At 61.8% G+C, this 13,055-nt stretch carries 9 protein-coding genes; 5 read left to right on the top strand and 4 right to left on the bottom strand.

Going from position 1 to position 13,055, the window contains the following annotated elements:
* Nucleotides 1–66: 66 nt before the first annotated feature.
* Together ACX3M4_RS22265 and ACX3M4_RS22260 are read left to right on the top strand one after the other, a co-directional pair.
* Nucleotides 67–2,037, top strand: coding sequence for a PAS-domain containing protein (locus ACX3M4_RS22265; RefSeq protein ID WP_459355158.1), 1,971 nt, complete (start codon nucleotides 67–69; stop codon nucleotides 2,035–2,037).
* A gap of 28 nt (nucleotides 2,038–2,065) precedes the next feature.
* Nucleotides 2,066–2,788 carry a response regulator transcription factor gene (locus ACX3M4_RS22260; protein WP_459355157.1) on the top strand — a complete coding sequence of 241 codons (723 nt, stop codon included), beginning with the start codon at nucleotides 2,066–2,068 and terminating at the stop codon, nucleotides 2,786–2,788.
* Nucleotides 2,789–2,907: 119 nt separating this feature from the next.
* Here the strand turns inward: ACX3M4_RS22260 and ACX3M4_RS22255 are convergent, their stop codons facing one another.
* From ACX3M4_RS22255 to ACX3M4_RS22245, 3 genes are all read right to left on the bottom strand, one after another.
* On the bottom strand, nucleotides 2,908–5,574 hold the full coding sequence (locus tag ACX3M4_RS22255; protein ID WP_459355156.1) for a TRAP transporter large permease: 2,667 nt from the start codon (nucleotides 5,572–5,574) through the stop codon (nucleotides 2,908–2,910).
* A 21-nt stretch (nucleotides 5,575–5,595) separates the two neighbouring features.
* Nucleotides 5,596–6,630 (bottom strand): TRAP transporter small permease subunit, encoded by a 1,035-nt coding sequence (locus tag ACX3M4_RS22250; RefSeq protein ID WP_459355155.1) that lies wholly within the window; start codon nucleotides 6,628–6,630, stop codon nucleotides 5,596–5,598.
* 78 nt (nucleotides 6,631–6,708) lie between these two features.
* The gene (locus ACX3M4_RS22245; RefSeq protein ID WP_459355154.1) at nucleotides 6,709–7,809 is read right to left on the bottom strand and encodes a TRAP transporter substrate-binding protein; all 1,101 of its coding nucleotides are present in this window, start codon (nucleotides 7,807–7,809) and stop codon (nucleotides 6,709–6,711) included.
* A 188-nt stretch (nucleotides 7,810–7,997) separates the two neighbouring features.
* Between ACX3M4_RS22245 and ACX3M4_RS22240 the strand changes: the two genes are divergently transcribed.
* The 3 genes from ACX3M4_RS22240 (at nucleotide 7,998) to ACX3M4_RS22230 (ending at nucleotide 10,861) form a co-directional block, all read left to right on the top strand.
* Entirely contained in the window at nucleotides 7,998–9,359 is a 1,362-nt protein-coding gene (locus ACX3M4_RS22240; RefSeq protein WP_459355153.1) for a cache domain-containing protein, read from the top strand.
* A 13-nt stretch (nucleotides 9,360–9,372) separates the two neighbouring features.
* A complete protein-coding gene (locus ACX3M4_RS22235; protein WP_459355152.1) occupies nucleotides 9,373–10,035 on the top strand; it encodes a response regulator transcription factor in 663 nt (220 codons plus the stop codon).
* Nucleotides 10,036–10,102: 67 nt separating this feature from the next.
* Nucleotides 10,103–10,861, top strand: coding sequence for a gamma-glutamyl-gamma-aminobutyrate hydrolase family protein (locus ACX3M4_RS22230; protein ID WP_459355151.1), 759 nt, complete (start codon nucleotides 10,103–10,105; stop codon nucleotides 10,859–10,861).
* Here the strand turns inward: ACX3M4_RS22230 and ACX3M4_RS22225 are convergent.
* Nucleotides 10,858–12,750 (bottom strand): HoxN/HupN/NixA family nickel/cobalt transporter, encoded by a 1,893-nt coding sequence (locus ACX3M4_RS22225; RefSeq protein WP_459359489.1) that lies wholly within the window; start codon nucleotides 12,748–12,750, stop codon nucleotides 10,858–10,860. The genes ACX3M4_RS22230 and ACX3M4_RS22225 overlap by 4 nt on opposite strands.
* Nucleotides 12,751–13,055 lie beyond the last annotated feature (305 nt).

Below are 13,055 nucleotides of genomic sequence, written 5' to 3'. Positions count from 1 at the left end.
TTCGCTGCCCTTTCGGACTAAGCAAAGCTGGTTCAGCCCGTCTGTCTTTTGCACTAATGTCATCCTATGGAGGAAACACGGCAGCTTAAGACCCAGCTTGATCTGATGCAGGCGGCGCTTGACCACATCAACCAGGGCTTTTCCGTCTTCGATGCGGATCTCAAGCTGGTCGCGTGGAATCGCGGCCTTTGGGAGATGCTCGACTTCCCGCAGGAGCTGGCGCAGCGCGGCACCCATCTGGAAGCCTTTCTGCGCGTCAATGCCGAGCGCGGCGAATACGGTCCCGGCGACATCGAAGGCAAGATCCTGCGCCGTCTGGAACGGGCGAAACTGTTCGAGCCGCACTATTTCGAGCGCATCCGCCCGAACGGCCAGGTCATCGCCGTTTCCGGCACGCCGCTGCCGCAGGGCGGCTTCGTCACCACCTATTCCGATGTCACCGAAGACCGGCAGCGCCAGGAGAAGCTGGAGCGCACGGTGGAGGAACGCACCCGCGCCCTGCAGCAATCCGAAGACTGGCTGCGGCTGGTCACCGACAACATTCCGGCGCTGATCGCCTATCTTTCGCCTGGGCCCGTGTTCCGCTTCGCCAACCGCCGCTATGCGGACTGGTTCAGCCAGTCCGTGGCCTCGATCGCCGGAAGACCTGCGCCGGAGGTGGTCGGCAAGGAGCTCTTCGCCGAGCTTGAGCCCCATATCAACAGGGCTTTCGAAGGCAACGCCGTCAGTTACGAATATCAGCGCAAGCGCCCCGACGGCACTACCGCCTATATGCGCTCCACCCTCATCCCCGACATGACAAAGGACGGCCGCACGCTCGGCATCTTCGTCCTGTCGCTGGATGCCACAGATCAGAAGGCCGCAGAAGCCGCCCTGGTTCAGTCGCAGCGGATGGACGCGGTCGGAAAGCTCACTGGCGGCCTCGCCCACGACTTCAACAACCTGCTCGCCATCCTGATGGGCAATCTGCTCACCCTCAGCCGCATGGAAACACCGCTTGAGAGGCTGGACCTGGACAGCAAGCTGACACCGATGCTGCAGGCCGCCAAACGGGGCTCCGACCTGATCCAGCGCCTGCTCGCCTTTTCCCGCGGCAAGGCGGTCGATCCGCAGACTGTGTCGCTTGGCCGGGTGATCACAAGTGCGGGCCGTCTGCTGGAAGGGTCACTGCCCGCCGCGGTCAAGCTGACCTTCCGCCTGCCTGAGGAGGAAGTCGGCGCCTGCATCGACCCGACCCAGATGGAAACGGCGCTGATCAACCTTGCCTTCAATGCCCGCGATGCCATGCCGGAAGGCGGAACGCTCAGCTTTGCCCTGGACGATACGGAACTTGGTTCCCGGGAGGCCGACGAACTCGGCATTCCGGCCGGCCGTTACGGCCGGATCGTCGTCAACGACACCGGCGGCGGCATGGATGCGGAGACGCAGCTCAGGGTGTTCGAACCCTTCTTCACCACAAAGTCCTTCGGCACCGGCAGCGGCCTTGGTCTTTCCATGGTCTATGGTTTTATCCGCCAATCGGGCGGTGCGATCCACATTTCCAGTGCCCTTGGCGTCGGCACCTATCTGACACTGTACCTGCCCTACCGCAAACTGCCGGCATCCTTGCACGCCGCGCCCGAGCAGGACGGCGAAATCCCGGTGAAGCGGGGTCACGGCGAGTTGCTGCTTCTTGTGGAGGACGACCCGGACGTCGCCAACACGGTGACCGACCAGTTGCAGAGCCTGGGCTACGCGGTGCTGCGTGCGGAAAGCGCGGAGGACGCGAGAGCACTGGCTCTCGACCTGCCGGAACTGCGCGGCGTCCTCAGCGATATCATCATGCCGGGTCAGATCAACGGGCTGACGCTGGCAAGGGAAATCCGCGACAGGCGGCACGACCTCGGCATCGCCCTGATGTCCGGCTATGCCGATTGGTCCACCTTCGCCGACCAGGACCGCAGTTGCGAATTTCCAGTCTTGGCGAAACCCTTTGCAGATGATCAACTTGCCGACACTTTGCAGAAGATTCTTTCGCCCGACCCCGACCCGTCCTGACGTTCAAACCTAACCACAGGAACGCGCTTTGCAGTCTCGCTCTCACCCGGCAGCCAAACGTACGGTTTTCATCGTCGATGACGAGCCGGAGATCGGCAACCTGCTGCTTGAGGCCCTGCACCAGTTCGACATGGAAGGCAAGGTCTTCTCCACCGCCTCGCAGATGCTGACGGCGCTCGGCCTTGAGACACCGGATGCCTGCATTGTCGATCTCGGCCTGCCCGACATGGAGGGCATGGCTCTCATCAACGAGATCCGCCGCCGCTCTTCCGTGCCGATCATTGTTCTGTCGGCCCGCGGCCATTCCACCGACCGGGTGATGGGGCTTGAACTCGGCGCGGACGATTATGTGGTCAAACCTTTTGACCCGCGTGAAGTCGTCGCCAGGATCCGCTCCATCCTGCGCCGGTCCACTGACCAGACACCGGCCAGGCCCACCGTCGACAACGCCCGTTTCGAGGGCTGGACCTACCAGCCCGCTTCCCATTGCCTGATCTCCCCGGAAGGCGAGGAGACGTTCCTCTCGACCGGCGAGGCAACCCTGCTGGAAGCGCTGCTGCGCGCGCCCAAGCGCGTTCTCAGCCGAGACTATCTGCTGGAGCATGGTGGCCGCGACGAAAGCCTCGACCGGTCCATCGACGTGCGCATCTCCCGCATCCGCAAGAAGCTCAACCGCAAGGACGGCCCGGCCCACATCCGCACCATCTACGGCTCGGGCTACATGCTCGCCTGCGATGTGAAGTGGAGTTGAGGCTCGAGGGTTCCGCAAGTGGAACGTCGCTGCGCCCCGTCCGGAAAACCGGTCTGAGATGAAAAAACAAAAGCGGGAGGATTTCTCCCCCCGCTTCCATTTTTTTGCGTGTCTGCCGGTCAGAAGCTCAGGGAAATGTCCCGATGATCCGACAGGCATCCGGCGACGTTCAGCGCCATGTCCTTCGGCAACCGGTCCTGCGCCCTGAGGCCGATATTGTTCGCGACCGCAGCGTCAAAGGCTTCCAACTTCGGCAGGATCTCCTCGGCGCCTTTCTCGCGCCAGGCGAGATCCGCGTCGAGGGCTGCGATCGACTTGTCGATTTCCGCGACAGCTTCTTCCGCGTTCGGTGTACGGCTGCGCATGATCTTGCGGGCTTCGTTCAGACCTTCGCGGATATCGCCGGTGCCTTCCGCATCGCCCACCTTGGAGCGCATGTTGGAAATTGCTTCCTCTGCCGCCTTCGGTTCCAGCGACGGAATTTCCGCCTTCAGAGCCTCCAGTTCCGGCTTGAAGCTGGCAATGAGGTCCGCACCACTGAGGATCGCCTTCAGCTCGACGATCGGCTCATAGGCCTGGTCGACGGTTCGCCGGTAGGTCAGCCGCGCCTGGTCTTCAGCCTTCTGGATCTTCGCAAATGTTGCGTAGGTGTCCTTCCAATCGGCCGGGATCTGGGCGAGCAATGCATCGCGCCGCGCGGTCAGAACCTCGATCCGGGCCTGTGCCCGTTCCCCCTGCGCTGCCGTATAGATCCCCCGCTCACTGGACCGCGAGACGACGACCTCGAGTTCCTCGATACGCTCGTCGATCCGGCGCGCATCGCGCTCCAGCGCCCGCACATCGTCATGCACCGGCTTGTAGGCACCAGAAGCTCCGGCAACTGCAACCTCCGCCTCCCGGATCGCCTGCATTTGCGGCAAAGCATCCCGGGCCTTTTCGAGACCCTCTGTGACATCCTTCTGCAGGTCCGCAGGCAGATAGCTCATGTCGATGTCCTGAACCGTCTGGATCGCGGAAAGGATCCTGTTGCCATTCTGCTGGAAATCCTCATAGACGACGTTTTCCATGCAGTATTGCAGGCGCGGGTTCTTCGGCGGCGGAGCCGTTTCCGACAGGAGCGACGAGCGGTTGGGCAGATAGTTTACCAGCTGCGGATAGAGCCCGACGATGCCGAGCGCCACCAGCTGCAGGCAGATGAAGGCTATGACACCCTTGTACATGTCCAGCGTTTTGACGACCGCCGGCGCGACCCCGCGCAGATAGAACAGCGCGAAGCCGAAGGGGGGCGTCAGGAACGATGTCTGGATGTTGAGACCGATCATCACGCCAAGCCAGACCGCCGTCACGTTGGCAGACGGGTCGGCCAGCAGGATCGGCGAGACGATCGGCACCACCACGACGGCAATTTCGATGAAATCGAGGAAGAAGCCGAGGATGAAGATGACCAGCATCACGATCAGGAACTGAGCCCAGAATCCGCCGGGCAGGCCCTGGAGGAAGTTCTTCACCAGCTCTTCCCCGCCAAACGCGCGGAAGGCGGACGTCAGCATGGCCGCGCCGAGCAGGATGATGAAGACAAGTGCGGTCGTCTTCGCGGTTTCCACCATGACGCCGCGCATGGTGTCTTCGAATTTCAGTGTCCGCCAGCCGGACCACAGGATCGCGATCAGGAGCAACGACACGGCAATGAGCGCCAGCACCAGGGCGACGACGTCGTCGCTTGTCTGGATCAGCTTGATGTTGACCGCGCCATAGAAGCTGACCACCAGAGCAATGCCGAGCAAAGCCAGAATGGCGATGATTGCCGGTGTGTAGGCACCCCTTTTGCCGTCCCGCAAGCGGTAGCCGGCCATGACCATGGCACCGATGGCACCGATGGCGCCGGCCTGGTTGACGGTGGCGACACCTGCGATGATGGACCCCAGAACGAGGAAGATCAGGGCGAGCGGCGGCACCAGCGTGATCAGGACCTTCACCGCGAACTGGCGCGTGAACGTGCCTTCTTCATGCACTGCCGGTGCGGCTTTCGGGTTGAGCAACGCGAAGCCGAGAATGAACAGCATGTAGAGGCCCACCAGGACGAGACCCGGCAGGAACGCTCCCAGGAACATTTCCCCGGCGCTGGTGGAGACCACCGAATAGTCCGAGGGCATCGACAGTTCGCCGGTGCTCGACTTGTAGAGCGCTTGGCGCAGCGATCCGGCCTGATCGACCGCGCTGGCGAGCTGGTCGGCCAGGATGATGAGCACGATCGACGGCGGAATGATCTGGCCGAGCGTACCGGAGGCCGCGATCGTCCCCGTTGCCAGAGGCACCGAGTACTTGTTGCGCAGCATGGCCGGCAGCGAGATCAGGCCCATGGCGACGACGGTGGCGCCGACAATGCCGGTGGTTGCCGCCAGCAATGCGCCCACGAACACCACGGAGATACCAAGGCCACCGGGCACCGGACCGAACAGCCGCGCCATGGTGACCAGCAGGTCTTCGGCGATCTTCGACCGCTGCAGCATGATGCCCATGAAGACGAAGAGCGGAATGGCGATCAGCGTGTCGCGTTCGGCCTCCCAGTAAATTCCCCGGAAGTTGGTCACGCCCGCGCTGAGCCATTGGCCCGGCCCGCCGTGGGAGAAGTAGGCAGCCGTATCGCCGGCAAAGAGGTAACCCGTTCCGGCGGCGATGCCGATGGTCAGGATGGCCGAGCCGGGAAGCGCGAAGGCAACCGGAAAGCCGGACCCCAGCGCGATCGCCATCAGCACGACCAGAAGAAGAAGGAAGAAGAGTTCCATATCAAACAGTCTCGTCAGGCGCTATTGAACAGTATGGCTGTCATGATCCCGGCCGCCCGGTTCGCCGTGTATGTCGGCGACCGCGTCCAGGAAATAGGCCACGAACTGGATCATCATGGACACGGCGAACACGCCGAGGAAGCCGGCCATGAGATATTTGACATAGAGGCCGAAGCCGGCCTGCGTGGTCTCGTAGGTCAGGATCGGACTGTTGATGATGTTCTGCTTGCCGCCCATGCCGATGACGAGGATGACGGTGCAAAGGCTCATGCCGAGGACAACCGACCCGATGGCATTCACATACCCCTTCGCCTTGGCGGACAGCCCGGCATAGACCACGTCAACGCGCACATGCCCCTCCTCCAGCAGCGTATAGGCGCTGGCGAACAGGAACAGCGCGGCGTACCAGAAGCGCACGAGATCGGCCAGGAAGGCCTGCTCGTAGGAGAACACGAAACGGCCGATCACGATCGCCAGCTCTGCGGCAACGACCAGAAGTGCCAGCCAGGTGAAGCCGAGGGTGCGGGTGAACAATGCCAGCACGAAAGACAGCGCGATCAGCGGCATGTGCACATAGGGACCGCGGAACTGAGACTTGCCGAGATCGTCCGCCAGGGCCTGTCCGACGACGTCGGGCAGAAACCCTTCGATGCGCAGGAATGAAATGGCACTGTCGACCAGACCGACGATGAGCACCGCGAAGAAACACGCCCGGATGAGGTAGGCATTCAGGTTGCTGATGCGCACGCTGTCCTGGCGAAGCGTGTTGCCGTTCTTCATCACATAGGCAAGGGCGGCCACGACAAGCAGCGCATAGAGCCCGAGCTGCAGCCAGGACCACACGACCGGCATCGACCCGTTGGCCGCGCCGCCGAAGACCGGCGCTATGCCCGGAAGATTTTGCCAGTAGGTCAGATAGTTGTTGAGCAGAAACGCCGTCATGATCGCCAGTACGATCCAGCCGAACAGGCGGAACAAGCGGGCGCTTTCCGGCGAGGCCGAGCCGCCGGATTTCATAACAGGCGAGCCGTCTTGAACAGTGTCCAAGGCCGTCATCGTGGCTGTGCCTCTATTTTGATCTCGTCAATGCAAAGAGGGACGGGATTGCTCCCGCCCCTTTTATTCGCCGACCGTTTAGCCCGGAATGCCGAGGAAGCGGTTGCGCTTGTTGCTGTAGGCAATGTCCGAGATCGCCATGTAGCTGCCGATCTCCTGACGCGCATTGATGACGCTTTCGAAGATCTTCTTGGAGAGCTCGGAGTGATCCATAGCTTCTTCCAGAACTTCCTGGGCAGCTTCACCGAAGCTGTCGTAGATCTCGTCGGAGAACTCTTTCAGCACCACGCCGTGCTCGTTGACGAGACGGGTGAGGTACTTACCGTTGTTGGCGTTGGTTTCCGCCATGGTGTTGGAGTTCTCTTCCGCACAGGCGGCGACGATGATCTGCTGGTCGACCTTGTCGAGACCATCCCAGAAGGCCTTGTTCATGCCAAGGGCCAGCATTGCGCCCGGCTCGTGCATGCCCGGATAGTAGTAGTACTTGGCGGCTTCGTAGAACTTCATGAAGTAGTCGTTGAACGGACCCACCCACTCGGTTGCGTCGATTGCGCCGGAGACGAGGTTTTCGTAGATCTGGCCGCCCGGCAGGGACACCGGAGACGCGCCGAGCTTCGCCATGACGTCGCCGCCCTGGCCCGGAATACGCATCTTCAGACCCTTCAGGTCGTCGGCGGTTTCAATTTCCTTGTTGAACCAGCCACCCATCTGCACGCCGGTGTTGCCCATGGCGAGGTTCTTCAGGCCGAATTCGCTTGCGAGCTCGTCCCACAGTTCCTGGCCGCCGCCGTACTTGATCCAGGCGTCCATTTCGGTCTGGGTCAGGCCGAAGGGTACGGCCGTGAAGGCTGCCCAGCCCGGATGCTTGCCCTTCCAGTAATAGTCGGCGCCGATATAGGCCTGTGCGTTGCCGGAAGCGACTTCGTCGAAGGAGTCGAATGCACCGACGCGCTCGCCGGCGGCGAAATACTGAACGTTGAGGCGGCCTTCGGTCAGTTCTGCAATACGGGCTGCCAGGCGCTGTGCCGGAATGCCGAGACCCGGGAAGTCACGCGGCCAGGTGGAGACGATGACCATCTCCTTGGTGCCCTGCGCAATGGCCGGAGCAGCAAGCATGGAACCAGCTGCGACACCCGTAGCGCCAATACCAGCCTTTTTGATAAACGAACGACGATCCATTAGTTTCCTCCCTAAACGGACCCGATTTCGGACCGGGTACACACTTGCACCGATCTCGACGTATGTCTAGTTGACCGGAGGTCCGATAAGCTATTCGTGGTTCTGCGCAGCTTCTCAGTAGTTCTACCGAGAACTGCGCAAGAGAAAGTCAGTTCGCGGCGCTGATGCGCAACAAGAGGGCACCTTCCGTGACGTTCAAGACCAAATTGCTGCTCATCACGATACTGCCCCTGATCGCGGTGTCCCTCCTGATCGGCGGCGCCACCTACTATCAGTCCCGCGAGTTGATCAACGCCCAGACACAAGCGGTAGAACAGCGCATCCTGTCTGCCAAGCGCCAGGAGATCCGCAACTATGTCAGCCTCGCACTGACCTCCATCGAGCAGATCTACCGCGAGGAACCGGGCGGGCGCGAGGCCGCGCAGGAACAGGTCAAGGATATCCTGCAGCACCTGACCTTCGATTATGACGGCTATTTCTTCGCCTATACGCTCGACGGCACGAATCTCGTCCATCCGAAGCTGCCGCAACTTGTCGGCGGCAACTGGTGGGACCTGCAGGACGCCAACGGCGACTATGTGATCCGCAACCTGATCGAGGCGGCCAGGCATGGCGGCGGCTTCCATCAATATGTCTGGCACAAGCCCTCCACCGGCACCGTGGAGGAAAAGCTCGGCTACGCCATCCTGCTCGAAAAGTGGGGCTGGATGCTTGGCACGGGCCTTTATACCGACGACATCGCCCGCGAGATCACCGGCATCCGGACCGATTTCGCGCGCTCCATCCGCCAGACCCTGTTCGTGATCTTCATGATCACCCTGGCGGCAATCATTATTGCCGGTTCGCTGATCGCGGGCGTCCGCTTTTCCGAACAGCGCTTTGCCGACAGCAAGCTGAAGGAACTCACAAACCGGATCTTCCAGGTGCAGGAACAGGAGCGCAAGCGCGTCTCCACCGAGTTGCACGACAGTATCTCGCAGTTGCTCGTGTCCGTGCGCTACGGCGTGGAAATGATCCACAGCGAGGCCAACCGCGACCCGGACCTGCAGGTTCAGGCCGCCAAATGCCTGAAGACGCTCGACGGCACCATTGCCGAGGTCCGGCGGATCTCGCGGGACCTGCGCCCCAGCGTTCTCGACGACATGGGCCTGGCGGCGGCCCTCGGCAGCCTCGGCAAGGAATTCCAGAACCAGTCGGGCATCACGGTCAATGTCTCGGCGGAACAATGCCACAGCCGCCTGTCGGAAGGTGCCAAGACCGCGCTTTACCGGGTGGTGCAGGAATGCATGACCAACGTGGCCCGCCACGCGCATGCCAGCGAGGTGACCATTTCACTGAAAGTCGGCGGCCAGAACCTGGTGCTTTCGGTCGAGGACAACGGCGTCGGTCTGCCGCGGCCGTTGCCAAAATCCGGGGGGCTCGGCTTCCGCAACATGCGCGAACGGATTGAAACCTATGGCGGCCGGTTAACCCTGAGCCGCAGATCTCCCGGTGGAACCCGGATCAAGGTTCAGATGCCACTCGACAATACGGCGGCAAAAGCGGCATGATGAAAATATGACCATGCATTCACCTTCTCCCCGCACCTTCACCAAACCGATCCGCGTCCTGCTTGCGGACGACCACGAATTGGTCCGGGACGGCATTCGCGCCCGATTGCAGAAGGTACCGGCCCTTGAGGTCGTCGGCGAAGCCACCAACGGCCGCGATGCGCTCACCCTTGCGCGTGAGCTGCGTCCGGACGTCCTGTTGATGGACGTCTCCATGCCGGTGATGAACGGACTGGAAGCAGCGACCGAGATCCGCAAGACGCTGCCGGGCGTCGCGGTGCTGATCCTTTCGGTCTATGACAATCCGGAATATGTACGCGGCGTCGTCCAGGCAGGTGCGCGTGGCTATATCCTGAAGGACATTTCGGCGGCGGAAATGATCACCGCCATCACCAGCGTTGCCAATGGCGGCTACTACTTCTCCTCCGCGGTCGGACCGACGCTTGTCGGCGCCGGCATGTCCGCGCCGGTCGAAGATCCCTACGGCCTGACCGACCGGGAGCGCCAGGTCCTGACTGCCATTGCCAGAGGCCAGCCCAACAAGGAGGTCGCCAAGGACCTCGGCATCAGCGTGCGCACCGTCGAATCCCACCGGTTGAACCTGCGCGAGAAGGTCGGCACCAAGAATGCTGCTCAACTCTACAAGGTTGCGCAGGATCTGGGATTGCTGGACTGAGCTTTGACGTCTATTTTGTGATCACATTCCAGTTCGAGACCCGTTTCTCCCAGTCTACAGGCATAAGATGTCCAAACCGCTCGTCCTCGTCACCGCAGATGTGAAGACCATCGAGGGCTATAACTGGCACGCAGCCACCTCCACCTATCTTCAGGCCGTCCTGAAGGGTTCCGACGCCATCCCGATGATCCTGCCCTCGCTCGGCGCGGATCTCGATCTCGACGCCGCACTCGACCAGGTCGACGGCGTGCTGGCGACCGGCTCCCGCTCCAACGTCAATCCGGAGCTTTACGGCGAGAACCCGACGGAAGAAAACGGCCCGTACGATCCAGCCCGTGATTCCACCACGTTGCCGCTATTGAAACGCGCTGTGGAACGCGGCATCCCGGTCTTTGCCATCTGCCGCGGCATGCAGGAACTGAACGTCGCCATGGGCGGCACCCTGCACACCGAAATCCAGACGATGGCAGGCCGGAGCGATCACCGGGCCCCGACGTCCGAACAGCAGGACGAGCGCTTCCGCATCGCGCATCCGGTCGAGGTCGCCTCTGGCGGCTGCCTTGCCGCGGTCCTGGGTGACGAGCCTTTCGAGGTCAATTCGCTGCACCGCCAGGCCGTCGGCGTACTCGGCAACGGCATGACGGCGGAAGCCGAAGCCGAGGACGGCACCATCGAGGCAGCCTCGGTGAAGGACAGCGCCGGCTATGTGCTGGCGACCCAGTGGCATCCCGAATACTGGGTGACCACGGACGGGCCATCCAAAAAACTCTTCGCCGCCTTCGGCGACGCGGTCAGGGCTTACCGGGTGAAGCGGCTGGGGCTTTAGACCAGCCCCCACCTTGAGCCCACTGTCGCGAGCAGAAGTGTCAATCCAAGCAGGAACACCACGCTCGCGCCGGTGATCTCGATGATCCGGTGAACCCTGCCTGCCATCGGGCTGCCTTCGCCGAAGAGCCTTATGGCAAGATCCTTCGCCCCGACGGCGAGCCCTGCCAGCAGGGACACCGTGATCCCCGTGCCGACGGCCATGACCAGTGTCGAGGCGACCCCGGCCAGGATCATGCCCTGGGAAAGGGCAAACACCAGAACGATCAATGCGCCGGTGCAGGGCCTCAGGCCCACGGCAAGCACGATGGATCCGGCGCGCGCCAGCGTGATCCGGCCTTGCATCATGTCCGGTGTCGGCGCATGAGCATGACCGCATGTGGAGCAAACCCCGTCCGCACCGATCTCATGATGATGGGAATGATCGTGGTGATGGTGGTGGCCATGATCGTGGCCGTGATGGTGGTGGCCGTGACCATGATGACCTTGAGGCGCCCCCGCCACGGCCAGCTCGCTACCGCTGAAGCGCAAGGCAAGCGCAGCCGCAAACGGGCGCACGGCTTTCTGCCAGAGAAGCCAGCCGCCAAGTCCGGTGATCAGCACATATGACCCGACCTCCAGCCAGAAAGCCGTATCCTGAATGACGATGCTGGTAAGATTGAAGAGGACCGCGAGCCCGCCGACAAGAACGATCGCCGTGACCGCCTGGGCGAAGGCGGATGCAAAGGAAAGCACGATGCCCTTCTTCAGCGTTTCGTTGTTGGCAACCACATAGGACGTGATGATCGCCTTGCCGTGTCCGGGGCCCGCCGCATGGAAGATCCCGTAGGCGAAGGAGAGACCGATCAGGAGCCAGGCCGCGTTCGGATTGGCGCGGAAGGACCTAAGGCTGCCGACAAGCGCCTGATAGAATTCCTTCTGCTTGACTGCGATGATCCCGAGGATGCGCTTGACCGGGTTCGCGGAAGTCTCCGCCACCTCCGTCGAAGTGGATGTCTCGACTGCACCAGTGTCAGCGTCCGCAATGGCAGGGGCCTGAGAAGCCGGACCGGTGTCTTCGGCCGTGACCATGGTGCTCGTGCCGGCAGAAGTTTCCACGTCGGCTGCAGGAACACTTTCCGGTACTGCCGGTGCCGGTGCTGGTGCCGCCGCAAGAGCCGCACCGCAGGCGACAATCATCTGGTTGATCTGGCTCGCCGCGGCCGATTGAAGTTCCGGCGGCAAATCGCGCTGGTCCGCACCGATCTGTGCCAGTGCATAGGCCGCAGCCGCGTCCAGCGGCGGAGGCTCCTTGCGCGTTACACGGCATTCGCCCGGCGCATTGACGAGACCGACAGCCCCGTCTTCTTTGCCGAAGCGGAAATCGACATAATATGTCGGGTCGTAGACATCGAGCGTAATCACATTGGCCGCGTCACTCGGCTCCTTCAACGGCAGCAGGAAATGCAGCTGCAGAAGCTTCGCGGTTTCCGGCAGGGAGCCGCCGTTCAAGCGCACGTCTTCTTCCATGGCCGCGAAGTCTTCCGGCTTCATCACCCAATAGTCCTTCAGCGGCACGTCGACCACTTCAAGCCAATAGTCCGTCGGCGCGTTGAAATCGAACTCCACACGGGTGTTGTCGCCAAATGTGAAATAACCGAAATCCGCCATGCTCTCGACATTGACCTTGGCGAGCTCGCTCAGTTCCTCTCTTGAATAGATACCGTCCCCGTTTGTGTCGAAGCCCTGGATCGCGAAAGCGGAGAAGGCTTCGTCGAACCGGAATATCTGCTGCAGGGCAACGGCGTTGCCGGCATCGTCGAACACCAGCCTGGAGCGCGCCTCGACAAAGACATGGGGGTGGGCGGCGGCACCGGTGAGGGCAGCCAGCAGCAGCACCAATGCAAGCATTGCGTGGCTTGCGGCAGCCGCAAGCCCCCGGATCGATGAGGCGGAAAGTTTGAGCACGAAATCACCCGCAAGGTCAGACGTAATAGGGTTACATGACACGCTGAGTCCTCCTTGACCAGAGAAGACGGCAGGATAATGGCTGGCCGGGTTTTGCGGCGCGAAAAATTCTGAGAACGATTTTCGCGTCAAATCGCTTCCAGCGGAACGTTTCAGCTCAACTCAATGTGAGAATTAGGAGAAAAAAGACATTCTTCCCGGAGAGAGGCGTAAAATATTCACAACGATAACCAAACTGCCGAGCCAGA

The organism is Roseibium sp. M-1 (assembly GCF_054515675.1).
Note: the sequence above shows the minus strand (reverse complement) of the source record. Positions and strands in the feature narration are given on the sequence as shown.